The organism is Acidovorax sp. GW821-FHT09A11 (assembly GCF_059418365.1).
This window is the reverse complement of the sequence record NZ_JBWKPS010000003.1, coordinates 482,088-504,161: the sequence shown is the minus strand read 5'-3', so window position 1 is coordinate 504,161 and position 22,074 is coordinate 482,088. Positions and strand designations below refer to the sequence as shown.

Genomic DNA, 22,074 nt, shown 5'->3' with positions numbered 1-22,074 from the left:
GGTGACGGGGGTGGTGCAAGGCGAAAAAAAGCCCCGCGCAGCGGGGCTTGTGGCGGTGCCAGGGCAATCGATCAGGCCATGTACACGGCGATGAAGGCCAGCAGGAACATCATGATGCCGCCGACCACGGGCAGCACCACGGGAATCACGTGAACCACGTTTTCCACAGGATCGTGCGGGAGCGATTCGGGGGCGTGCGTAGTGTGGTGGTCGGACATGGTGTGGGCTCCAGATGCTTAAAACTTGCGCAATTCTAGCCGCGCCGGCGTGCACGGGGCTGAAAACCCCGCGCCGGGGGTCAGATCAGGTCGGCCTCCATGCCCGCCGAACGCAGCTTGCCCAGCACCTCGTCCACGTGCGCCTTGCTCCTTGTCTGCAGGACCAGCTCGATCTCCACGTTCTGCGCGGCCAGCATGGTGAACGCGCGCTGGTGGTGCACTTCCTCGATGTTCGCGCCCGCGTCGGCCACGGTGGCGGTGATGCGCGCGAGCACGCCCGGCACGTCGCGCGCGCTGACCTTGATGCGCGCCAGCCGGCCCGAGCGCACCATGCCGCGCTCGATGATGGCGGCCAGCAGCAGCGGATCGATGTTGCCGCCCGAGAGCACCAGCCCCACGCGCTTGCCCCTGAAGCGGGCGGGGTGGCGCACCAGCGCCGCCAGGGCCGCGGCGCCCGCGCCCTCGACCAGCGTCTTCTCGATTTCGAGCAGCATCAGCACGGCCTGCTCGATATCGCCTTCGTCCACCAGCACCAGGTCGTCCACCAGGCGCTGCACCACCTCCTGGGTGATCTTGCCCGGGGTGCCCACGGCAATGCCCTCGGCGATGGTCGAGGTGCCCATGGGGTGCTGCGTGTGCCGCACGGCGTTGACCATCGACGGAAAGCGCGCCGCCTGCACGCCCACGATCTCGATGCCGGGCTTGAGCGCCTTGGCCGCCGTGGCCATGCCGGCGATCAGCCCGCCCCCGCCGATGGCGACGACCAGCATGTCCAGATCGGGCTGGGCGGCGAGCATCTCCAGCGCGACCGTGCCCTGGCCCGCGGCAATGGCTTCGTCGTCGTAGGGGTGCACGAACGTCAGCCCCTGCGCATCGGCCAGCCCGTAGGCGTGGGCCCGGGCTTCTTCGAGCGTGTCGCCGTGCAGCACCACCTCGGCGCCGAAGCCGCGGGTGCGCTCCACCTTCACGCCGGGCGTGAAGCGCGGCATCACGATCACCGCGCGCAGGCCCAGGCGCTGCGCGTGGTAGGCCACGCCCTGGGCATGGTTGCCCGCGCTCATGGCCACCACACCCGGCGTCGTTCCGGGCGCCGCGCCGCGGGCACGTTCCGCGTCGACCAGCAAGGTGAGCCGGTTGCAGGCGCCCCGCTCCTTGAACGAGGCCGTGAACTGCAGGTTCTCGAACTTGAGGAATACCTGCGCGCCCACGATCTGCGAGAGCGTCTTGGATTCCACACAGGGGGTGTCCAGCACCTGGCCCTGCAGGCGGGTGGCGGCGTCTCGGATGTCTTGGAGGGTCAGCATGGCGCCATTGTGGCGCAGGCCCGCGTGCCGCAGGCCCCCCGGCATGGACATGGGAAGAAAATGGCCGCCAGCGCTTGAGGGATAAGCGCTGAATGCTATCAAAATGGAAGCTCTACTTGATGCCCAGCCTGCGCGCCAGCTTGTGCAGGTTGCTCGCGTCCACCTCCAGCGCACGCGCCGCCTGGGCCCAGTTGCCCTGGTGGCGCGCCAGGGCCTGCGTGATGGCGTGCCGCTGGCAGGCATCCACGGCGTCGCGCAGCGGGCCTTCGGCGGTGGTGGGGGTGGGCGGCGTGGTGGCCACAGCGGGGGCACCGGCATCCAGGGGGGCGTGGGCCACGCTGGCGGCGTTGGCGTCCAGGTCGAGCAGCGCGGGCTCCAGCGTCACGATGTCCGCGCGGCTCACGCCCCGGCTCAGGGCCTTGAGCGCCGCGCGGCTGACCACGTGCTCCAGCTCGCGGATGTTGCCGGGCCAGGGGTAGCGGCGCAGGGCGTCCTGTGCGCTGGCCGACAGCCGCAGGCTGCGCAGGCCCAGGCGCGCGCGGTTCAGTTCCAGAAAGCGGCCCGCCAGCAGCAGCACATCGTTGCCCCGTTCGCGCAGCGGCGGGATGGGCACGGGGTACACCGACAGCCGGTGGTACAGGTCGGCGCGGAACGCGCCGTCGCGCACCTGCTCGCGCAGGTTGCGGTTGGTGGCGGCGATCACGCGCACGTCCACGCGGCGCGGGCGGTCGGCGCCCAGGCGCTGGATCTCGCCGTTCTGCAGCGTGCGCAGCAGCTTGGCCTGCACGGCCAGCGGCAGCTCGCCCACCTCATCCAGGAACAGCGTGCCGCCCTCGGCGGCCTCGAAGCGCCCGGGCCGATCGGCCACTGCGCCGGAGAACGCGCCGCGCACGTGGCCGAAGAGTTCGCTCTCGGCCAGAGACTCGGGCAGCGCCGCGCAGTTCACGTGCACCAGGGGCTTGGTGCGGCGCGTGGACTGGCGGTGCAGCAGGCGCGCGAACAGCTCCTTGCCCACGCCGGTTTCGCCCAGCAGCAGCACCGGCAGGTCCGAGCCCGCCACTACCTCCAGCTCGTGCAGCAGGCGCAGCAGGGGCTCGCTCTGGCCAACGATCTCCATGTCGCCATCGCTTGCGCGGGTGGTGCGCTCGTCGTCGGCGCTGCGGGTGTGGGGGGCGCTGCGCAGCGCCTGCACCTCGCGCTCCAGCCGCGAGATGCGCACGGCCGCCTCCACCAGCACCTTGCAGTCGGCCAGCGCGGCGCGTGCGGCCTCGCCGAAGGTGCCGGTCTGCAGTGCGTCCAGCGTCAGCACGCCCCAGGGCTGGCCGTCCACCCACAGGCTCACGCCCATGCAGTCGTGCACGGGCAGGGGCTCGCCCACCAGGGTGTCGAGCAGGCCGTCGTAGGGGTCGGGCAGGGTGCTGTCGTGGTCGAAACAGGTCACCTCGCGCCGCGCCAGGATGGCCGCGAGCCGGGGGTGCTGGCTGACCACGAAGCGCCGGCCCAGCGCCTCGCGCACCAGACCCTCCACGGCCACGGGGCGCAGGTGGTCTTCTTCCAGCTGCAGCAGGGCCACGGCGCCGCAGTGAAAGCGGGTGCGCAGGTGGTCCGCCAGCCGCTGCAGGCGCACAGCCTGGGGCAGGTCGGTGGCCAGGTCGGCCAGCAGGGGGCTATGGTCCATGGTGATACTTACCTTCAATGGGTGAATTAAACCCCATTTGAGAAGGGTCAAAAAAACCATGACCGGTGTAAGTGGTTGATTTTATAGGCCTGCAGCCCTGGCCCGGCGCTTGCGATGTGGGCAGTGACACCGATTCACTTGTTCCAAAAAGCCATGACCACAAGACCCCGACCCCACGCCGCCAGCGCACGCTGGCGCCGCCCCGTTGTTGTTCTGTTGAAGCAGGAGGCCCGCCATGGGTAACTACCGCAAGCTCTGGTTCACGCTGATCGGCGTGCTCATCGTCACCTTCAGCCTGCTGGGCTACTACGGCGCCGAGGTCTACCGCACCGCGCCGCCCATCCCCGCGAAATTCGCCACGGCAGGGGGTGAAGTGCTTTTCACCCACGACAGCATCCTCGACGGCCAGACCGCCTGGCAATCGGTGGGCGGCATGCAGCTGGGCTCCATCTGGGGCCACGGCGCCTACCAGGCGCCCGACTGGACGGCCGACTGGTTGCACCGCGAGCTGCTCAACTGGCTTGACGTCGCCGCCGAGCGTGCGCACGGCAAGCCCTTTGCCGAGCTCGACGCCGCCGCCCAGGCGGTGCTGCGCGACCGCATGAAGACCGAGTACCGCACCAACACCTACCACCCCGAGACGGGCGTGGCCACGGTGTCTTCGGTGCGTGCGGATGCCATTGCGATGACCGCGCTGTACTACGACCAGCTTTTCAGCGACGTGCCCGCGCTGCACAAGACCCGCGAGCACTTCGCCATGAAGGAGAACACCCTGCCCAGCGCCGAGCGGCGCGCGCAGATGACGGGTTTCTTCTTCTGGACGGCCTGGGCCGCCGCCACCGAGCGCCCCGGCACCACGGCAACGTACACCAACAACTGGCCCCACGAGCCGCTGATCGGCAACAAGCCCACGGCCGAGAACATGGTCTGGTCGGTGATGAGCGTGGTCGTGATGATGGCGGGCGTGGGCTTCCTCGTGTGGGGCTGGTCCTTCCTGCGCAAGCACGACGAGGTGGAGCCCACGCCACCCCAGCATGACCCGCTCTCGCGCGTGCCGCTCACGCCGTCGCAGCGCGGGCTGGGCAAGTATTTGTTCCTCATCGTTGCGCTGTTCAGCTTCCAGGTGCTGCTGGGCGGCTTCACGGCCCACTACACGGTGGAAGGCCAGCAGTTCTACGGCATCAACGTGTCGCAGTGGTTCCCCTATTCGCTGGTGCGCACCTGGCACATCCAGAGCGCGCTGTTCTGGATCGCCACGGGCTTCCTGGCAGCCGGTCTGTTCCTCGCGCCGCTCATCAATGGCGGCAAGGACCCGGCTTACCAGAAGCTGGGCGTGGACATCCTGTTCTGGGCGCTGGTCGTGGTGGTGGTCGGCTCGTTCACGGGCAACTACCTGGCCATCGCGCAGATCATGCCGCCCGAGTGGAACTTCTGGCTGGGCCACCAGGGCTATGAATACGTGGACCTGGGCCGCCTGTGGCAGATCGGCAAGTTCACCGGCATCGCCTTCTGGCTGGTGCTCATGCTGCGCGGCATCGTGCCGGCGCTGCGCACCCCCGGTGGCGACAAGAACCTGCTGGCGCTGCTGACGGCGTCGGTGGTGGCCATCGGCCTGTTCTACGGCGCGGGCTTCTTCTACGGCGAACGCACCCACCTGTCGGTGATGGAGTACTGGCGCTGGTGGGTGGTGCACCTGTGGGTGGAGGGCTTCTTCGAAGTCTTCGCCACCACGGCGCTCGCCTTCATCTTCTCGACGCTGGGGCTGGTGTCGGTGCGCATGGCCACCACGGCCAGCCTGGCCTCGGCCTCGCTGTTCATGCTGGGCGGCGTGCCCGGCACCTTCCACCACCTGTACTTCGCGGGCACGACCACCCCGGTGATGGCCGTGGGCGCAGCCTTCAGCGCGCTCGAAGTGGTGCCGCTGGTCGTGCTGGGCCACGAGGCCTGGGAACACTGGCGCCTGCAGCACCGCACGCCCTGGATGGCCCGCCTGCGCTGGCCGCTGATGTGCTTCGTGGCCGTGGCCTTCTGGAACATGCTGGGCGCGGGTGTCTTCGGCTTCATGATCAACCCGCCCATCTCGCTGTACTACGTGCAGGGCCTGAACACCACGCCGGTGCATGCCCACGCCGCGCTGTTCGGGGTGTATGGCTTCCTGGCGCTGGGCTTCACGTTGCTGGTGCTGCGCTACATCCGGCCGCAGCTGGTGTTCAGCGAGCGGCTCATGAAGACGGGCTTCTGGTGGCTCAACGCCGGCCTGGTGCTGATGATCGCCACCAGTCTGTTCCCCATCGCCCTGTTCCAGTTCCACGCGAGCGTGAGCGAAGGCCTGTGGTACGCCCGGGGCGAGGCCTTCATGCAGCAGCCCTTCATCCAGACGCTGCGCTGGGTGCGCACCTTTGGCGACGTGGTCTTCATCGTCGGCGCGCTGGCCATGGCTTGGCAGGTGGTGAGCGGTGTGTTCGGTTCGCGGGCCCCGGCCGCTTCCACGGGGGCCTACCTGGCACAGGCCCGCCGCTGAAATGCACCGTGCGCGGCGGCTGCCACAAGCGGCCACCGCGCTCACACACCGTTTGCCCACAAGGACTGACCATGAACCTCGACAAATTCAAGCACCAGCACACCGACATCCTGCGCAGCATCGCCACCTTGCGCGCCCTGGCCCACGCGGGCGTGCAGGCCAACGCCACGGCCATCGCGCAGGGCATCGTGGCGATGAGCGGCACCATCAAGCTGCATCTGGCCGTGGAAGACCAGGTGCTGTACCCCGCACTGCAGCGCGGTGGCAACGCCGAACTGGCGCGCCTGGGCCGCCAGTACCAGAGCGAGATGGCCTCGATTGCCAGCGCCTACAACGCCTTTGCGCGCCGCTGGAACACGGCCGAGGCCGTGCGCCGCGATGCGCAGGGCTTTCGGGACGAGGCCAACGTGGTGCTGCGCCGGGTGTTCGAGCGCATGCAGCGCGAAGACCATGACTTTTATCCGCGCATCGAGGAGGAAGAAACCGCCGCCTGCCATTGAGCGCCCACGCGAGCGCAGCCCGGCCGCAGCGGTGGAGCCCCAGCAGCCCCTAGCCCCCAACAAAAACACCCACCTTTTCCACGCACACCTCTTGTGCTCCAGCGTGCCATCACACGCACCCCCATCCATCGGTAGGGCCTGACGGCACCTTCCTTTCGCCGGCCTTTGTGCCGGCATTTTTTTACCCCTGCTTACCGCCTCGATTGTGTTGGGTCAAACTACCTATAGTGTTTGGTGGGTATCGTGGACACCATAGGTAGTGTTTTTAACCCGTTCCACAGATTGGTCGAACCCATGGCGTCCACCCTTTCCACCTTGCCCCGCGAAGTCGTTTTGCGCAGCGGCCAGCGCGTTCCTTTTGACGCCGAACGCATCCGCGCCGCGCTGGCCAGCGCCGGGCAGGCCTCGGGTGAATATGGCGCCGACGAAGCGGCGTTGCTCACCGCCCAGGTCACCAAGGTGCTCATCCACCGCTTCCATGGCGAGGCACCCACCATCGAGCAGATCCAGGACGTGGCCGAGCAGACGCTGATCGCCGCCAACCACCTGGCCACCGCGCGCGCCTACATCGTCTACCGCGAGCAGCACGCCCAGCTCCGCGCCGACCGGCAGACGCTGGTCGATGTGGAAAGCTCCATCAACGAATACCTCACGCGCGCCGACTGGCGCGTGAACGCCAACGCCAACCAGGGCTACTCGCTGGGCGGGCTGATCCTGAACGTGGCGGGCAAGGTCACGGCCAACTACTGGCTGTCGCACGTCTACACGCCCGAGATCGGCGAGGCGCACAGGAGCGGCGACCTGCACATCCACGACCTCGACATGCTCAGCGGCTACTGCGCAGGCTGGTCGCTGCGCACGCTGCTGCACGAGGGGCTCAACGGCGTGCCGGGCAAGGTGGAGGCGGGGCCGCCCAAGCACATGAGTTCGGCCGTGGGGCAGATCGTGAACTTCCTGGGCACGCTGCAGAACGAGTGGGCGGGCGCGCAGGCGTTCTCGTCATTCGACACCTACATGGCGCCCTTTGTGCGCGTTGATGCCATGGACTACGCCGCCGTGCGCCAGTGCATCCAGGAGCTGGTCTACAACCTCAACGTGCCCTCGCGCTGGGGCACGCAGACGCCGTTCACCAACCTCACCTTCGACTGGACCTGTCCCGAAGACCTGCGCGAGCAGGTGCCCGTGATCGCTGGCCAGGAGATGCCGTTTTGCTATGGCGACCTGCAGGCCGAGATGGACCTCATCAACCGCGCCTACATCGACGTGATGACCACGGGCGATGCCAAGGGCCGGGTGTTCACCTTCCCCATCCCCACGTACAACATCACCAAGGACTTCCCCTGGGAGAGCGAGAACGCGCAGCTGCTGTTCGAGATGACGGCCAAGTACGGTCTGCCGTACTTCCAGAACTTCATCAACTCCGAGCTGGAGCCCAACATGGTGCGCTCCATGTGCTGCCGCCTGCAACTCGATTTGCGTGAACTGCTCAAGCGCGGCAACGGCCTGTTCGGCAGCGCCGAGCAGACGGGCAGCCTGGGCGTGGTCACCATCAACTGCGCGCGCCTGGGCTACCAGCATGCGGGCGATGAGGCGGGCCTGTTCGCCGCGCTCGACCGCCTGCTGGAACTGGGCAAACAAAGCCTGGAGACCAAGCGCAAGCTGATTCAGCGGTTGATGGACCAGGGCCTGTTCCCCTACACCAAGCGCTACCTGGGCACCTTGCGCAACCACTTTTCCACGCTGGGCGTGAACGGCATCAACGAGATGGTGCGCAACTTCACGGCGGACCGGCACGACATCACCAGCGAATGGGGCCACGCGTTTGCCGTGCGCCTGCTCGACCACGTGCGCGAGCGCATGACGCAGTTCCAGGAGGAAACCGGCCACCTCTACAACCTGGAGGCCACGCCCGCCGAAGGCACCACCTACCGCTTCGCCAAGGAAGACAGGAAGCGCTGGCCTGCCATCCTGCAGGCGGGCACGTCCGAGCAGCCTTACTACACCAACTCCTCGCAGCTGCCCGTGGGCTTCACCGACGACCCGTTCGAGGCCTTGATGCGGCAGGAGGCGCTGCAATCCAAATACACCGGCGGCACCGTGTTGCACCTGTACATGGGCGAGCGCTTGTCCAGCGGCGCAGCCTGCCGCGATCTGGTGCGGCGCGCGCTCACGCGCTTTCGCCTGCCCTACATCACCGTCACGCCCACGTTCTCGATCTGCCCCACGCACGGCTACCTGGCGGGCGAGCACCCGTTCTGCCCGCGCTGCGACGAAGAGCGGCTGGACGCCAAGCGGCGGCGGCTTGCGGCCTGACCTCGAATTTCAAACCAAATTGACCTGTAGCGCTTATCAATAAAGAGCTGGCAGCTATCAATACAGAAGCATTTTTCAACCATGAAGGAGATCACATGAGCCATTTCTCTACCCCCGAACAGGCCGCCCTGGCCGCCGTGCAGCTCACCGACGGCGAGCGCCAGCCCTGCGAGGTCTGGACCCGCGTCATGGGCTACCACCGCCCCGTGGCCAGCTTCAACACGGGCAAGCAGGGCGAGCACGCCGAGCGCCGTTTCTTTTCAGAGCAGGCGCGTGGTGGAAGCAACGCCTGCTGAGGCGCCGCCAGCGTCCGCGCTGCGGCTGGGCGGCATGACGCCGCTCACCACCATCGACTTCCCCGGCCGCCTCGCGGCCGTTTTCTATTGCCAGGGTTGCCCCTGGCGCTGCGGCTACTGCCACAACCCCGGGCTGCTCGACGCCGCCGCGCCCCCGGCGTTGCCGTGGGACCAGGCGCTGCAGTTCCTGCACAGCCGCCGGGGCCTGCTCGACGGCGTGGTGTTTTCGGGCGGTGAGCCGACGCTGCAAGCCGCGCTGCCCGCTGCGGTGGATGCCGTGCGCGCACTGGGCCTGCAGACCGCCCTGCACACCGGCGGCATGTACCCCGGGCGGCTGGCGGCGCTGCTGCCGCGCCTCAATTGGGTGGGGCTGGACATCAAGGCCCTGCCGCAGCGCTACGACGCCATCACCGCCACCCCCGGCAGCGGCGCGCGCGCCTGGGCCGCGCTCGATGCCATGCTGGCCCATGGCATCGACCACGAATGCCGCACCACCTGGCACGCGGGCCTGTTTGGTGTGGGCGAATTGCTGGAACTGGCCCAGGCCCTGGCCGCGCGCGGGGTGCGGCATTGGGCGCTGCAGGAATGCCGCGTGCTCGGCGCTCCGGCCTGGGCGCTGGCGCCCGCGCACCAGCAGCAACTGGCCGCGCTGTTTTCCGGATTCACCTTGCGCCGGGTGTGAGTGCCGGGCGCAGATTTCCTGCGTTGCAAGGGCCTGCATGAAATAGGCATGCAAATACGGCCGCTGTTGCACACGCCTTGATGCGCGTCAGAAGTGCTTTGCGCGGCCCGCGCGGATCATTCGCGCCACCGCCGCACAACGGCACCACCTTGTCAGGAAATCCTCCATGAACCCCCTCGGCCTCCAGCTGCTGCACGCGCTCAAGCACCACGGCGCGCGCGAGATCTTCGGCATCCCCGGTGATTTCATCCTGCCCTTGTTCGCGCAGATCGAGGAAAGCGGCATCCTGCCGCTGGTCACGCTCAGCCACGAACCCTCGCTGGGTTTTGCCGCCGATGCCGCCGCGCGCATGCACTGCGGGCTGGGCGTGGTGGCCGTCACTTACGGCGCGGGTGCGCTCAACGTGGTCAATGCGGTGGCGGGGGCCTATGCCGAGCGCTCGCCGCTGGTGGTCCTGGCCGGCTGCCCCGGCGAGGTCGAGGCGCACTCCGGCCTGGTGCTGCACCACCAGGTGCGCCATGTCGATTCGCAGTGGCGGATCTTCCGCGAGATCACCTGCGACCAGGTGCGCCTGTCCGACCCCGCCACCGCGCCCGCCGACCTCGCCCGCGTGCTGCGCAGCTGCCGCGAATACTCGCAGCCCGTGCTCATCGAGGTGCCGCGCGACATGACGCTGCACCCCATGGCCGAGGTGCCGGTGCTGCCCCCCAGCCCGTTCAACGCAGCCGCCGTGGCCGAATGCGCCGATGAATGGATGGCCCGCATCCAGGCTGCCCGGCGCCCCGTGCTGGTGGTGGACGTGGAGGTGCGCCGCTTTGGCCTGGAAGCCCGCGTGGCCGAACTCGCGCGCCGCCTGCAGCTGCCCGTGCTCACCACCTTCATGGGCCGGGGCCTGCTGGCTGAGGACGCGGGGCATGCCGGCGTGCCCTTCCACGGCACCTACCTGGGCGTGGCGGGCGCACCGGAGACCAGCGCGCTGCTTGACGACTCCGACCTGCCCGTGATGCTGGGCGCCATCCTGTCGGACAGCAACTTCGGCGTGAGCGCCCAGCGCATGGACTTCCGCCGCGCGCTCATCGCCGCGCACCGCGAGGCGCGCGTGGGCCACCACCTGTGCCCGGACATCCCCCTGGCCGCGCTGGTGGAGGCGTTGCTGGCCCGTGCCCCGGCAGCGGGCGTTGCAATGGCACGCGCGTTGCCACCCCCGCCCATCTGCCCCGAAGGCCTGGTGGCCGACGATGCGCCCGTGTGCGCGGCCGACCTCTCCCGCGCGCTCAACGACCGCATCCGCACGCACGGCCCCATGAACATCGTCTCGGACATCGGCGACTGCCTGTTCGCCGCGATGGAGCTGCTGCCCACGCCGCTGGTGGCGCCGGGCTACTACGCGTCCATGGGGTTCGGGGTGCCGGCCGGCATCGGCGCCCAGGTGGCCACGGGCCAGCGCAGCCTGATCCTGGTGGGCGACGGCGCCTTCCAGATGACGGGCTGGGAGCTGGGCAATTGCCCGCGCCTGGGGCTGGACCCCATCGCCATCGTTCTCAACAACCAGACCTGGGAGATGATCCGCGCGTTCCAGACCACGTCGCGCTGCGCCACGCTCGGCGACTGGCATCTGGCCGATGCCGCCGACGCCCTGGGCGGGCGCGGCCACCGGGTGCACACGCGCGCCCAGTTCAAGGCGGCGCTCGATGCCGCGTTTGCCGAACGCGGGCGCTTCCAGCTCATCGAGCTGATGGTGCCGCCGGGCGACAGCACGCCCACGCTGCGGCGTTTTTCAGAGGGCATTCGCGCGCTGCGCGCGGGAAGGTAGCCCTCCCCGCCACACGCACGCGCGCGCCAGCCTGGCAGGGGGTGGGGCGATGCCGGTGGCCGGGCGGCTCAGCCGCCCACCGCCCGCAGCACGTCGGCGCCGTAGGCTTCGAGCTTCTTCGCCCCCATGCCGCTGATGCCCTGCAGGTCGTCCAGCGTGCCCGGGTTGCGTTCGGCAATCGCCGCGAGCGTGGCGTCGTGGAAGATCACATACGCGGGCAGGTTGTGCTCGCGCGCCACCTCGGCGCGCCAGGCCTTGAGGTTGATGAAGCGCACCTGCGCGTCCGGGCCCAGGTTGGCGGCGGCGGCGGGCGGGGCGCTGCCCTTGCGCGTGCGCTTGGCCGGTGCGGACGACACCGATTCGCGCAGCTGCACCGGCACCTCGCCCTTGAGCACGGCGCGCGAGCCCTCGGTGAGGCACAGCGTGTCGAAGCTGTGGCCGCTGTCCAGCATCACCTTCTGAAGGCCTAAAGCGCCCGTGGCGATCAGCTGGCGCAGCACGCCGCGCAGTTGCGGTTCCGAGAGGTCCGCGCCAATGCCGAAGGTGGAAATCTTCTCGTGCCCGAACTGCGCGACCTTCTCGGTCTTCTTGCCGCGCAGGATGTCCATGATGTGCCCCGTGCCAAAGCTGATGCCGCTGGCCTGGTTCACGCGGTAGATGGTGGACAGCAGCTTGCGCGCCGCGTCGGTGGCGTCCCAGATCGCGGGTGGTGTCAGGCAGTTGTCGCAGTTGCCGCAGGGTGTGGAGGCTTCGCCAAAGTAGGCCAGCAGCCGCACGCGGCGGCAGTCGGTGGCCTCGGCCAGGGCCAGCAGCGCGTCGAGCTTGCCGCGCAGTGCCTGCTTGAACTCCTCGCCCGCCGGACTCTCGTCGATCATGCGGCGCTGGTTGACCACGTCGTTCAGGCCATAGGCCATCCAGGCATCGGCGTTGAGGCCGTCGCGGCCCGCGCGGCCGGTCTCCTGGTAGTAGCCCTCGATGTTCTTGGGCATGTCCACGTGCGCGACGAAGCGCACGTCGGGCTTGTCGATGCCCATGCCGAAGGCGATGGTGGCCACCATCACGATGCCTTCCTCGCGCAGGAAGCGGTCCTGGTTGCGCTGGCGCACCTTGGTGTCGAGCCCCGCGTGGTAGGGCAGGGCCGTGAGGCCGGCGTCGCTCAGCGTGGCCGCCAGCTCCTCCACGCGTTTCCTGGACTGGCAGTACACCACGCCCGCCTCGCCCGCGTGCTCGCGCTCGATGAAGCGCAGCAGCTGCGTGGTGGCGTCCTTCTTCTCGACGATGGTGTAGCGGATGTTGGGCCGGTCGAAGCTGCTGATGAACAGCCGCGCGTCTTCCAGCTGCAGGCGCTCGATGATGTCGGCGCGCGTGAGGTCGTCGGCCGTAGCCGTGAGCGCGATGCGCGGCACCCCCGCATAACGCTCGTGCAGCACCGTGAGCGCGCGGTACTCGGGGCGAAAGTCGTGGCCCCACTGGCTCACGCAATGCGCCTCGTCGATGGCGAAGAGCGACAGGTGGCCCTCGTGGTATAGGCTGTCGAGCAGGCCCAGGAAGCGCGGCGTGTTCAGCCGCTCGGGCGCCGCATACAGCAGCGTGATGTCGCCGGTCTGCAGGCGCAGCTCCACGTCCTGCGCCTCGTCAAAGCTCAGCGTGGAGTTCAAAAAGGCCGCATCCACCCCCGCCTCGTGCAGCGCGCCCACCTGGTCGTGCATCAGCGCGATCAGGGGCGAGATCACGATGGTCACGCCGCGCCCCTGCTGCTGGCGCACGATGGCCGGCACCTGGTAGCACAGCGACTTGCCGCCGCCCGTGGGCATCAACACCAGGGCATCGCTGCCCGCGATCACGTGTTCAACGATGGCCTGCTGGGGGCCGCGGAATTGCTCGTAGCCGAAGACGTCCTGCAGGACGGTATGGGCGGGGGACAAGGCGGGAGACAGGCGGGAGGACAAGCGGATACTCTGAAATTGATAGCTGGTAGCGCTTGTATGTCAAGCGCTAGAGGCCAATTTGACCAATACTTTCGCGGCGAGTGTGCCCGCTCGCGAAGGGGCTTATTGTGCGCCGGGTGCTATGTCCCAAGGATTGATCAGCACCACGGGTGCGCTGGCAAAGTCGCTCACGTTGCGCGTGACCACGGCCAGGCCATGCTCCAGCGCCGTCGCGGCAATCAGCGAGTCGAAAGCCGCCATCGGCTTGCCCGCTGCCTCGGCCTGCGCGCACAGGCGCGCCCAATACCCGGCCGTATCCCGTGTGAAGGCCAGAGTCCGCTGCCCAAACCCCGCCTGCACACTGGCGAGCCAAGTGGCCAGTTCGCTCTGGCGGCGCGAAGGCGGCAGTCGCACAATGCCTCGCTCCAGCTCGGCCAGTGTCAGAGCGGAGACAAACAGGTCGGCAGACGTGCGCGCGCCCATCCACTCCAGCACTGCGGGATTGGGCGCGGGCCGCACCAATTCAGACAGCAGGCAAGTGTCCAGCAGGTACTTCACTTCAGATCACTCCAGCGCCAACGTGCGAATGGGTTCGGCTGACCGTGCCGTATCCAGCGGCTCCCCGCGTGGCGCCTGCAACAGCAGGGACACCAGCGCATCCTCGCCCGCCAGCCGCCGGTACTCGGGCGCGGCCATCAGCACCACGGCGTCGTTGCCACGCCGGGTAACCAGTTGGGGGCCTTCGTTCAGTGCGCATTCCACCAGTTCGCTAAAGCGGCTTTTGGCGTCTTGTAGTTGCCAAGCATGCATAAAGGCTCCTTTTGCTGATTTGACTAGACTGACTAGTATGGTTGGGTGGCGTGATGCTGTCAAATCAAGAGGCCTTGCCAATCACCGGCTTACAATTTCGTACGGTGCCCACCCTGCTTGCACACGAGCAAAAAAAGGCTCTCTTCTTCCTCTTCATTGATTTCATGCGGCCTCTATTCATAGAGTGCGCTGCCGTGGCTTAAACGTGTGCACTTTCCCGGCGTTGCGCGCTCGCTGAAGAAAGGTTTCACATGAACAACATCGCTTCGTTTGCGCGTCAGGCGCAAACCCACCTTCAAACGATTCCAGGCGCCGACCGTGCCAACGTCAAGCGGTCTCACGTCTATGAACTGCTGGCCGCTGCGCTGGGGCTCGGCTCCCATGCCGCACTGAAGGCCCATGGCCTGCTAGGCCCCCAGCCATCGCAGCCGCTCCTGGCGCACTACGGCAACTTGCGTCCTGGGCCATGCGCGGCGCGGGCCGAGGCGCTGGGCATGCCCCGTGAGCGCTGCGGGCCATTGGCGAAGCTGATGGAATCGTGGCACGCGGAGGATCCGCTCAAGGTATGGACCTGGTTTCACTACGCCAAGTTGCTGGGTAAGGATCTCACCCAAGGCGACTACCGGGCTATTCACGAGGATGGCTCCAGCTACGACGACGATGTGGGTGGCCCCATGTTCGTGGACGGGGTAGATGGCATCGAACTCCCCACGGCGGATGAATCCGTGCGCCAAGAAGCTCTGCGGGCGGCGCAATCCTTGTTCGCACGCATGAAGGCAGATTAGTCCAGGGTAGAAAGCCGTTTAGCCCGGCTTTCTACAATAGCGGCCTATGCAAGCCCTTCACTACACCCGCGCCGCGCAGCTGCCCGACATCCTCGCCCAACGCATCGTCATCCTCGACGGCGCCATGGGCACCATGATCCAGCGCTTCAAGCTGGGCGAGGCGCAGTACCGGGGCGAGGGCTACACGGGCCCCGACGGTGTGGGCGACCGGTTCAAGGACTTCCCGCGCGACGTGAAGGGCAACAACGAGTTGCTCAGCCTCACCCGCCCCGACGTGATCCGCGACATCCACGAGCGCTACCTGGCCGCGGGCGCCGACCTCATCGAGACCAACACCTTCGGCGCGACGACCATCGCGCAGGAGGACTACAAGATGGCCGACCTGGCGCGCGAGATGAATCTCAAGTCCGCCCGGCTGGCCCGCGCCGCCTGCGACAAATACTCCACGCCCGACAAGCCGCGCTTCGTCGCCGGCGCCCTGGGCCCCACGCCCAAGACGGCCAGCATCAGCCCCGACGTGAACGACCCCGGCGCGCGCAATGTGGACTTCGAGCAGCTGCGCGCCGCCTACTACGAGCAGACCGAGGCGCTGGTCGAGGGCGGCTCCGACGTGCTGCTGGTCGAGACCATCTTCGACACCCTCAACGCCAAGGCCGCGCTGTTCGCCATCGATGAGTTCTTTGAAAAAAGCGGCGAGCGCCTGCCCCTCATCATCAGCGGCACCGTCACCGACGCCTCGGGCCGCATCTTGAGCGGACAGACCGTGACCGCCTTCTGGCACAGCGTGCGCCACTCGCGCCCGCTGGCCATCGGCCTGAACTGCGCGCTGGGCGCCACGCTGATGCGCCCCTACATCCAGGAGCTGAACCGGGTGGCCGAGGACACGTTCATCAGCTGCTACCCCAACGCGGGCCTGCCCAACCCCATGAGCGACACCGGGTTTGACGAAACCCCCGAGATCACCAGCCGCCTGGTGCACGAGTTCGCGGCCGAGGGGCTGGTCAACATCCTGGGCGGCTGCTGCGGCACCACGCCGGACCACATCGGCGCCATCGCCAAGGCGGTAGAAAACGTGCCCACGCGCAAGATGTTCTACCCCGCTGAGGCCTGAATTCGGAGACAAACTGGCCTCTGGCGCTTATCCAGAAAGCGCTGGTAGCTATAAAAAACGCAGCACTCAGATCGTCACTGCGCTGCGGTGGCGCATTGCCGGGCGCATGACTCTGCGGCACCCTTGCGCCTTCGGTTGAACTTTCGCCCGCACCCTTTGCCAGAACCCCGGCCCGCTCCCCATGTCCGTTACCGCCACCCTGCCCGAAACCCCTGTTGCTGAGGCCGCCGACAAAGCCGCCGCCCACGCCGCGCTCAAGCTCGAAAAGCGCCTGGTGCGGCAAGTCGCCCAGGCCATTGGCGACTTTGGCCTGATCGAAGGCGGCGACAAGGTCATGGTCTGCGTGTCCGGCGGCAAGGACAGCTACGGCCTGCTCGACGTGCTGCGTTTGCTGCAGCAGCGCAACGGCCACAAGTTCGAGCTGATCGCCGTCAACCTCGACCAGAAGCAGCCCGGCTTTCCGGCCCATGTGCTGCCCGAGTATCTGACGAAGGTGGGCGTGCCCTTCCACATCGAAACGCAGGACACCTACAGCGTCGTCAAGGAGCACATCCCCGAAGGCAAGACCATGTGTAGCCTGTGCAGCCGCCTGCGCCGGGGCATCCTGTACCGCGTGGCCGACGAGCTGGGCTGCACCAAGATCGCGTTGGGCCACCATCGCGATGACATGCTGCAGACCTTCTTTTTGAACATGTTCTTCGGCGGCAAGCTCAAGGGCATGCCGCCCAAGGTGCAGAGCGACCGGGGCGACCACCTCATCATCCGCCCGCTGGCCTATGTGGCCGAGGATGACCTCACGCGCTGGGCCGAGATCCGCAACTTCCCCATCATCCCCTGCACCCTGTGCGGCAGCCAGGAGAACCTGCAGCGCAAGCAGATCGGCCAGATGCTGCGCGACTGGCAGCAGCTGTACCCCGGCCGCATTGAGAACATGGCCGTGGCGCTGCGCAACCTGGTGCCCTCGCACTTCATGGACACGCGCCAGTTCGACTTCAAAGGTTTGATGCCCAACGGCGTGCAGGATGCCGATGGCGACAAGGCGTTCGATGCCGAAGACTTTCCCGCGCAGGCCGTGGGCATGCTCGCGGGCCTGCCCCTGATGCCCCGCTGAACCCGACCCCCGACGATTTCTAGATTGGGCCATCCCATGACCACCCTCCTCAAAGCCCCCGAACTCCTGCTGCCCGCCGGCTCGCTCGACAAGATGCGCGCCGCCTACGACTTTGGCGCCGACGCGGTGTACGCCGGCCAGCCGCGCTATTCCTTGCGCGCGCGTAACAACGAGTTCAAGCTCGAGCAGATCCGCCAAGGCATCACCGAGGCCCATGCGCGCGGCAAGAAGTTCTTCGTGACCAGCAACCTGATCGCGCACAACGACAAGATCCGCACCTACCTGCGCGACATCGAGCCCGTGATCGACTGCCAACCCGACGCCCTCATCATGGCCGACGCGGGCCTGATCATGATGGTCAAGGAAAAGTGGCCCGAGCAGGTGGTGCACCTCTCGGTGCAGGCCAACACCACCAACTGGGCGGCGGTGAAGTTCTGGCAGAAGATGGGCGTGGAGCGCGTCATCCTCTCGCGCGAACTCAGCCTGGACGAGATCGAAAAAATCCGCCAGGAATGCCCCGACATGGAGCTCGAAGTCTTCGTGCACGGCGCGCTGTGCATCGCGTACTCGGGCCGCTGCCTGCTCAGCGGCTACTTCAACCACCGCGACCCCAACCAGGGCACCTGCACCAACGCCTGCCGCTGGAACTACGCCACCCACGACGCCGACATCGACCCCACCACGGGCGAAGCCATTGCGCAGAAGATGGAAGGCGACTTCAACTTCGAGGCCGCGCAGCAGAAGGCCGAACAGTCCTTCGCATCGACCACCGGCAACGGCGAGCGCCACCCCAAGGCCGACAAGGTCTACCTCATCGAAGAGGCCGGCCGCCCCGGGCAGATGATGCCCATCATGGAAGACGAGCACGGCACGTACATCATGAACAGCAAGGACCTGCGCGCGGTGGAGCACGTGGCGCGCCTGGCGCAGATCGGTGTCGATTCGCTCAAGATCGAGGGCCGCACCAAGAGCCTGTACTACGTGGCCCGCACCGCCCAGGTCTACCGCCGCGCCATCGACGACGCCGTGGCCGGCCGCCCGTTCAACCCCGAGCTGCTCATCGAGCTCGAAGGCCTGTCCAACCGGGGCTACACCGGCGGCCTGCTGGAGCGGCGCCCCAGCAACGACTACCAGAACTACATCAACGGCCACTCCACCACGCAGCGCAGCCAGTTCGTGGGCGAGGTGCTGGGCGCCGAGGGGCAGGCCGAAGTGGGGCTGCAAGGCGACTGGGTGTTGGTCGAAACCAAGAACCACTTTGCGGTGGACGACCTGATCGAAGTGGTGCACCCCAGCGGCAACATCACCGTGCGGCTGGACCAGATGCGCAATGCGGAAGGCCAACCGGTGGCGGTGGCGCAAGGCAACCCGGTGCGCGTGTGGATTCCGCTGCCTGCGCGCTATACCGGCGCGCTGCTGGCCCGCGTGGTGGAGGCACCGGCTGCGGCCGCGGCGGCCGAACCCGCCGTCGTGGCTTGAGCGGGGCGCACCACCATGTGGACGCACCATCGCAGCGGCGCGTCGGTTTTGGCACTGTCGGTTGTGGCCGCGCTCGCCAGCACCAGCACCTTGGCGCAGGGCCCCGCTGCAGGCACGCCGCAGTTGGCGCCCGCCAAGGTGCGCTACGTACAAGGCTCGTGGGTCAACCTGCGCGAGTCGGCCCAGGCCCAAGCCAGCGTGCTGGCCCAGGTGCCCGCCAATACTGCGCTGGACCAGCTTGCCGAGCGCGACGGCTGGTGCGCCGTGCTCTACCGGGGCGATGCGCGCCTGGGCCCCGCATTGGCGGCACCGTTGCAAGCCCATGTGTCCTGCAATCTGCTGTCTGACCAGCCCCTGACCCTGGCCCAGGCGGGCAAGGACGCAGCCCGTGCGTTCTGGGTGGCACCATCGCCCAACCGGCTGCGTGCCTATGGCAACGCTTTGCCCCGGCCCGCCGCTCTGCAGCTCAATGCCCTGACCAAGACCCACCCAGCCGAGGCGCCCGTGGTGTACCCGGCACGCCCCGAGTTCGAAGCCGCCAAGAAGCTGCTGCGCGCGGGTGTGCCGCTGCGGCCCGAGCAGGAGATTGACCGGGGCGAGCCCATTGACCCGCTCGCCGACCTGAAGCTGGCCACCCGCGCGGTAGACCACATCCCCGCCGTGGCCCCGCTCGCCACGCGGCCCGTTCTGCCCACCATCGCCCCTTCGTACTTCCGCACCCACGCCAGCGTGGCCCTGCTGCACGAAACGGATGCCGATGGCCTGGCGGCGGTGGCGGGAACCCGCATCAGCGTGGTCCCCACCGGCGCGCCGCATGGCAGCTTCAACCGCCACATGGGGCCCGAGATCGAGTTCGTGACCGGCTTCTGGGACGTGGGGTCTGCCGACCTGGCCTTTGCCCCCGCGCTCACTCTGTATGCCATCACCCACCAGGGGCTGGTCGGCGCACGGGCCCTGCGCCAGCGCTACTGGGACATCAGCAACGCCGACCACTACTGCGGCGGCCACTACCCAGGCAAGGGCTTCGGCGACCCGCGCGAGGACGATACGGTCCCCGTGCGTGGCTACGCCAGACTGTCCGACACCGCCGAGGTGCTGGTCCGCCTGGTCGTGCCCGGCAAGCTGCCGCCCGATGCCGTGAAGGTGAAGACCCGCCGCTACGCCACGAGCTGGATGCAACCCGCCGACCCGCCCATCCGGGACAAGCCCCAGCGCAAGCACACGGCGGTGATGGTGCACGAGATCGACGTGGACCGCGACGGCGTGGCGGACATCCTGCGCATCGATACCCCTGCGCCGGGTGGCATGAGCTTTGAGCCGGTTTTTGACTGGCGGTGGTACCTGAACATCAATGGCCAGTGGTTCCGGGCGGGGTACTGGGCGGATCAGGAGTGCACGTGAGTGGACTCCTTGCGAGGCAGTTGGGGGCGGGGAAGGGCCGGGTTTTCAGATGCTTGGGGTGGGGAGCTCAGAAGTGTTCAGGGGGAGCTTCCGGTCAGGAGCAGTCGGTGGTGTCAGGTGAAAGCGGACGCTCAAAGTTTGACATGAGGTGGCCGACTGACGCAGCCTGTTGGACACCCGCTCGATGGGTTGGATGTCACGAAGGGCTTTCTACATCGCCGAAAAGCAAACCCTCAAGCTCTGCCTTGGTAGGTACACGACCTTGATCAACCATCCTTCGCAACACTTCACCCAGAAGGTTGAACGACGCGAGCAGGTCGGTATTTTCGTGGCTCGACTTTCCGTGTGCGGCGGAAGAGCGCTTGTCGTAGAGCTTGCCGATTTCTTTCACCCTCGACCGGCGGCGCTCGCCCGGCGGCTCCAGAAACGACGCAATCAACGCGGAAACTCGAAACCTCAACTCGCTATTTGACGGAGAGAAAAGCGCTTCAAGCGCCGCCCAAATCGCGACCATGACCAGCGAGGTTCGGTGAACATACTGACCGATCGCCAAAGCATCCGCAGCCAAAGCGAACTCGGGACTTTGACGGATCAGGCGTGCAGTTGTTGGCCACCTGTCAGACAGCCAAGCGGCTCTGTCAGCGTTTACTTTTCCATCATCCACCGCTAGCGGAAAGCGCCGTAGCTCAGTCTCTACCGGCTGAACCCACGCATCAGGATCTGAAGCTTGAGAGTGCGCGAAGAAAGACTTGTTGGAAGTGGCCGAAAGATAAGTCGCAGGATTTATGCCGAGTCGTATAACCAGTAGGACAGCGCGAGCAATTTCATGGAACGATCCAAGGCCGGGCACACCATCCACTGGAATGGAGAGTTCGGCTGTAATGTCATGCCAGTTACCGCCTCTCGTCGCTTTCCATGGACCGGGGCTTGGCTTGCCTGGCTGTGCCGGTGCGTACGCGAGCATGTGGTTCGCAAACATATGCGCGTATGCAATCCGGATCGTCACTTCGTTGCCCAAGTCAAACGACTGATCCGTCATGAACAGCTCGGACAGCGCTGCGTAGTGTTTGGCGGTCTCAGCGGTCATAAAGGCTTTTGGTGACACCTAAGGTAATTTAGACCGCAAAACCTGCGGGACAAAATGGACCGTGCAGGATAGTCCAGGTTTAAAAATTCCGTGGAAACCCGGCACACATTCATTCGGCAAACACAGCTTGCCGTAGGCAAACACCGAGATTTCCAACAGCCGTTGCAGCAAGTCAATGGCGGCTTCAGGACGGCGCTTCTGAACGGCGGCTTGAGGCCCAAAGTGACCGCTCAATCAGCCCGAAGTGATACCCACACTCACCGCAAACCCGGCTGCCGCAACAACGCCCCCAGCACCAGCGCCTCCGCCATCACCTCCAGCGCCTCTTCCAGCGTAGTCAGCAACTCCGGCAGCCCTGGCAACCAGGGCCAGTGCGGCTGCACCTCGGGCCACTGGTCCACGGCCATCGCCGCCAGCCCCACGGCGAACCCGGTCCACAGCAGGGCCTGGGTGCTGCGGTGCGACAGTGCCCGGTGCAACCAGGCCAGCGTGGCCAGGCCCACCACGGCCACCGCCAGCATGGGCGCCTCGCGCACGGCGCTCCAGCGGCAGGCATCGGTCCATTCGTGGCAGCGGAATTTCCAGAACTCATGCAGCATGAACTGCTCGTCCAGCGCCAGCGCGCCGAAGGCCAGCACCAGCCACACGCCCAGCCGCCAGGGCAGGCAGCGCTCGGCCGTCAGGCGCAGCGCGGTGATGCACAGCGTGAGCAGCAGCGCACTCGACAGCCACGATGCGGGCGAGTTGTCGGAGCGGAATGCGCGCTCCCAGCCCGGTGCAAAGATCCACGCGCTGAACAGCAGAAACCCCGCCACCGCGCCCAGCAGGGCGGGTGCGACCCCCGGGTGGGGCGCCCGCGTGGGGCCGGGCGTGTGGTGGGATGGTGGGGCAGGGCGTTGGCGCATGGCGAGCTTGGAACCACGGGGCACCGGCACCGGGTGGTGCCAGCGGACCGGCGCAATTTTGAATCAGATAGGCCACTGGCGCTGGAATTTAGTGCATTTTCAGCTATGCATTTGGTAGCTTGTTGATGGTTT

Annotated in this window: 19 protein-coding genes; 11 read left to right on the top strand and 8 right to left on the bottom strand. The window is 67.1% G+C overall.

Annotated features, from left to right (window positions below; genetic code table 11):
- Window positions 1-71: 71 nt before the first annotated feature.
- The 3 genes from AC07PV_RS09910 to norR all read right to left on the bottom strand — a co-directional run bounded on the left by AC07PV_RS09910 (window position 72) and on the right by norR (window position 3,200).
- A complete protein-coding gene (locus AC07PV_RS09910; protein ID WP_218296526.1) occupies window positions 72-218 on the bottom strand; it encodes a hypothetical protein in 147 nt (48 codons plus the stop codon).
- A gap of 80 nt (window positions 219-298) precedes the next feature.
- Window positions 299-1,522 carry a threonine ammonia-lyase gene (locus AC07PV_RS09905; RefSeq protein ID WP_218296527.1) on the bottom strand — a complete coding sequence of 408 codons (1,224 nt, stop codon included), beginning with the start codon at window positions 1,520-1,522 and terminating at the stop codon, window positions 299-301.
- 112 nt (window positions 1,523-1,634) lie between these two features.
- Window positions 1,635-3,200: a nitric oxide reductase transcriptional regulator NorR gene (gene norR / locus AC07PV_RS09900; RefSeq protein WP_492254324.1), complete on the bottom strand. Its 1,566-nt coding sequence runs from the start codon at window positions 3,198-3,200 to the stop codon at window positions 1,635-1,637.
- 235 nt (window positions 3,201-3,435) lie between these two features.
- Between norR and AC07PV_RS09895 the strand changes: the two genes are divergently transcribed.
- The 6 genes from AC07PV_RS09895 (at window position 3,436) to ipdC (ending at window position 11,325) form a co-directional block, all read left to right on the top strand.
- The gene (locus AC07PV_RS09895) at window positions 3,436-5,721 is read left to right on the top strand and encodes a nitric-oxide reductase large subunit (RefSeq protein ID WP_492254325.1); all 2,286 of its coding nucleotides are present in this window, start codon (window positions 3,436-3,438) and stop codon (window positions 5,719-5,721) included.
- A gap of 71 nt (window positions 5,722-5,792) precedes the next feature.
- Window positions 5,793-6,221 carry a hemerythrin domain-containing protein gene (locus AC07PV_RS09890; RefSeq protein ID WP_494630121.1) on the top strand — a complete coding sequence of 143 codons (429 nt, stop codon included), beginning with the start codon at window positions 5,793-5,795 and terminating at the stop codon, window positions 6,219-6,221.
- 294 nt (window positions 6,222-6,515) lie between these two features.
- Window positions 6,516-8,534, top strand: coding sequence for a ribonucleoside triphosphate reductase (locus tag AC07PV_RS09885; protein ID WP_494630119.1), 2,019 nt, complete (start codon window positions 6,516-6,518; stop codon window positions 8,532-8,534).
- Window positions 8,535-8,629: 95 nt separating this feature from the next.
- Entirely contained in the window at window positions 8,630-8,830 is a 201-nt protein-coding gene (nrdD, locus tag AC07PV_RS09880; protein ID WP_369641049.1) for an anaerobic ribonucleoside-triphosphate reductase, read from the top strand.
- Window positions 8,831-8,864: 34 nt separating this feature from the next.
- A complete protein-coding gene (locus AC07PV_RS09875; protein WP_494630241.1) occupies window positions 8,865-9,512 on the top strand; it encodes an anaerobic ribonucleoside-triphosphate reductase activating protein in 648 nt (215 codons plus the stop codon).
- A 166-nt stretch (window positions 9,513-9,678) separates the two neighbouring features.
- Entirely contained in the window at window positions 9,679-11,325 is a 1,647-nt protein-coding gene (gene ipdC / locus AC07PV_RS09870) for an indolepyruvate/phenylpyruvate decarboxylase (protein ID WP_494630118.1), read from the top strand.
- Window positions 11,326-11,393: 68 nt separating this feature from the next.
- On the opposite strand, the gene recQ is transcribed toward ipdC, so the two are convergent.
- The 3 genes from recQ to AC07PV_RS09855 form a co-directional block, all read right to left on the bottom strand.
- Entirely contained in the window at window positions 11,394-13,250 is a 1,857-nt protein-coding gene (gene recQ / locus AC07PV_RS09865; protein WP_494630240.1) for a DNA helicase RecQ, read from the bottom strand.
- A 126-nt stretch (window positions 13,251-13,376) separates the two neighbouring features.
- Complete coding sequence (locus tag AC07PV_RS09860; protein ID WP_492244791.1) at window positions 13,377-13,811, bottom strand: type II toxin-antitoxin system VapC family toxin; 435 nt, start codon at window positions 13,809-13,811, stop codon at window positions 13,377-13,379.
- A 6-nt stretch (window positions 13,812-13,817) separates the two neighbouring features.
- The gene (locus AC07PV_RS09855) at window positions 13,818-14,063 is read right to left on the bottom strand and encodes a type II toxin-antitoxin system Phd/YefM family antitoxin (protein WP_008904540.1); all 246 of its coding nucleotides are present in this window, start codon (window positions 14,061-14,063) and stop codon (window positions 13,818-13,820) included.
- Window positions 14,064-14,314: 251 nt separating this feature from the next.
- On the opposite strand from AC07PV_RS09855, the gene AC07PV_RS09850 reads away from it, so the two are divergent.
- The 5 genes from AC07PV_RS09850 (at window position 14,315) to AC07PV_RS09830 (ending at window position 19,950) form a co-directional block, all read left to right on the top strand.
- Window positions 14,315-14,848 (top strand): hypothetical protein, encoded by a 534-nt coding sequence (locus tag AC07PV_RS09850; RefSeq protein ID WP_494630117.1) that lies wholly within the window; start codon window positions 14,315-14,317, stop codon window positions 14,846-14,848.
- Window positions 14,849-14,894: 46 nt separating this feature from the next.
- Entirely contained in the window at window positions 14,895-15,959 is a 1,065-nt protein-coding gene (locus tag AC07PV_RS09845) for a homocysteine S-methyltransferase family protein (RefSeq protein WP_218296535.1), read from the top strand.
- Window positions 15,960-16,140: 181 nt separating this feature from the next.
- Window positions 16,141-17,070, top strand: a complete 930-nt coding sequence (ttcA, locus tag AC07PV_RS09840) for a tRNA 2-thiocytidine(32) synthetase TtcA (RefSeq protein ID WP_492244788.1) — start codon at window positions 16,141-16,143, stop codon at window positions 17,068-17,070.
- Window positions 17,071-17,106: 36 nt separating this feature from the next.
- A complete protein-coding gene (gene trhP / locus AC07PV_RS09835; RefSeq protein ID WP_492244787.1) occupies window positions 17,107-18,549 on the top strand; it encodes a prephenate-dependent tRNA uridine(34) hydroxylase TrhP in 1,443 nt (480 codons plus the stop codon).
- Between the two features lie 15 nt (window positions 18,550-18,564).
- Window positions 18,565-19,950: an SH3 domain-containing protein gene (locus AC07PV_RS09830; RefSeq protein ID WP_492244786.1), complete on the top strand. Its 1,386-nt coding sequence runs from the start codon at window positions 18,565-18,567 to the stop codon at window positions 19,948-19,950.
- A 196-nt stretch (window positions 19,951-20,146) separates the two neighbouring features.
- On the opposite strand, the gene AC07PV_RS09825 is transcribed toward AC07PV_RS09830, so the two are convergent.
- Both AC07PV_RS09825 and AC07PV_RS09820 read right to left on the bottom strand, forming a co-directional pair.
- On the bottom strand, window positions 20,147-21,037 hold the full coding sequence (locus AC07PV_RS09825) for a hypothetical protein (RefSeq protein WP_492244785.1): 891 nt from the start codon (window positions 21,035-21,037) through the stop codon (window positions 20,147-20,149).
- 257 nt (window positions 21,038-21,294) lie between these two features.
- The gene (locus tag AC07PV_RS09820; protein WP_492244784.1) at window positions 21,295-21,942 is read right to left on the bottom strand and encodes a DUF8692 domain-containing protein; all 648 of its coding nucleotides are present in this window, start codon (window positions 21,940-21,942) and stop codon (window positions 21,295-21,297) included.
- Between the last annotated feature and the right edge of the window lie 132 nt (window positions 21,943-22,074).

What these genes read in the sequence shown, in the direction of transcription:
- AC07PV_RS09910 (WP_218296526.1), bottom strand. Translation starts at nt 218, where the DNA reads ATGTCCGACCACCACACTACGCACGCCCCCGAATCGCTCCCGCACGAT.
- AC07PV_RS09905 (WP_218296527.1), bottom strand. Translation starts at nt 1,522, where the DNA reads ATGCTGACCCTCCAAGACATCCGAGACGCCGCCACCCGCCTGCAGGGC.
- norR (WP_492254324.1), bottom strand. Translation starts at nt 3,200, where the DNA reads ATGGACCATAGCCCCCTGCTGGCCGACCTGGCCACCGACCTGCCCCAG.
- AC07PV_RS09895 (WP_492254325.1), top strand. Translation starts at nt 3,436, where the DNA reads ATGGGTAACTACCGCAAGCTCTGGTTCACGCTGATCGGCGTGCTCATC.
- AC07PV_RS09890 (WP_494630121.1), top strand. Translation starts at nt 5,793, where the DNA reads ATGAACCTCGACAAATTCAAGCACCAGCACACCGACATCCTGCGCAGC.
- AC07PV_RS09885 (WP_494630119.1), top strand. Translation starts at nt 6,516, where the DNA reads ATGGCGTCCACCCTTTCCACCTTGCCCCGCGAAGTCGTTTTGCGCAGC.
- nrdD (WP_369641049.1), top strand. Translation starts at nt 8,630, where the DNA reads ATGAGCCATTTCTCTACCCCCGAACAGGCCGCCCTGGCCGCCGTGCAG.
- AC07PV_RS09875 (WP_494630241.1), top strand. Translation starts at nt 8,865, where the DNA reads ATGACGCCGCTCACCACCATCGACTTCCCCGGCCGCCTCGCGGCCGTT.
- ipdC (WP_494630118.1), top strand. Translation starts at nt 9,679, where the DNA reads ATGAACCCCCTCGGCCTCCAGCTGCTGCACGCGCTCAAGCACCACGGC.
- AC07PV_RS09855 (WP_008904540.1), bottom strand. Translation starts at nt 14,063, where the DNA reads ATGCATGCTTGGCAACTACAAGACGCCAAAAGCCGCTTTAGCGAACTG.
- AC07PV_RS09850 (WP_494630117.1), top strand. Translation starts at nt 14,315, where the DNA reads ATGAACAACATCGCTTCGTTTGCGCGTCAGGCGCAAACCCACCTTCAA.
- AC07PV_RS09845 (WP_218296535.1), top strand. Translation starts at nt 14,895, where the DNA reads ATGCAAGCCCTTCACTACACCCGCGCCGCGCAGCTGCCCGACATCCTC.
- ttcA (WP_492244788.1), top strand. Translation starts at nt 16,141, where the DNA reads ATGTCCGTTACCGCCACCCTGCCCGAAACCCCTGTTGCTGAGGCCGCC.
- trhP (WP_492244787.1), top strand. Translation starts at nt 17,107, where the DNA reads ATGACCACCCTCCTCAAAGCCCCCGAACTCCTGCTGCCCGCCGGCTCG.
- AC07PV_RS09830 (WP_492244786.1), top strand. Translation starts at nt 18,565, where the DNA reads ATGTGGACGCACCATCGCAGCGGCGCGTCGGTTTTGGCACTGTCGGTT.
- AC07PV_RS09825 (WP_492244785.1), bottom strand. Translation starts at nt 21,037, where the DNA reads ATGACCGCTGAGACCGCCAAACACTACGCAGCGCTGTCCGAGCTGTTC.
- AC07PV_RS09820 (WP_492244784.1), bottom strand. Translation starts at nt 21,942, where the DNA reads ATGCGCCAACGCCCTGCCCCACCATCCCACCACACGCCCGGCCCCACG.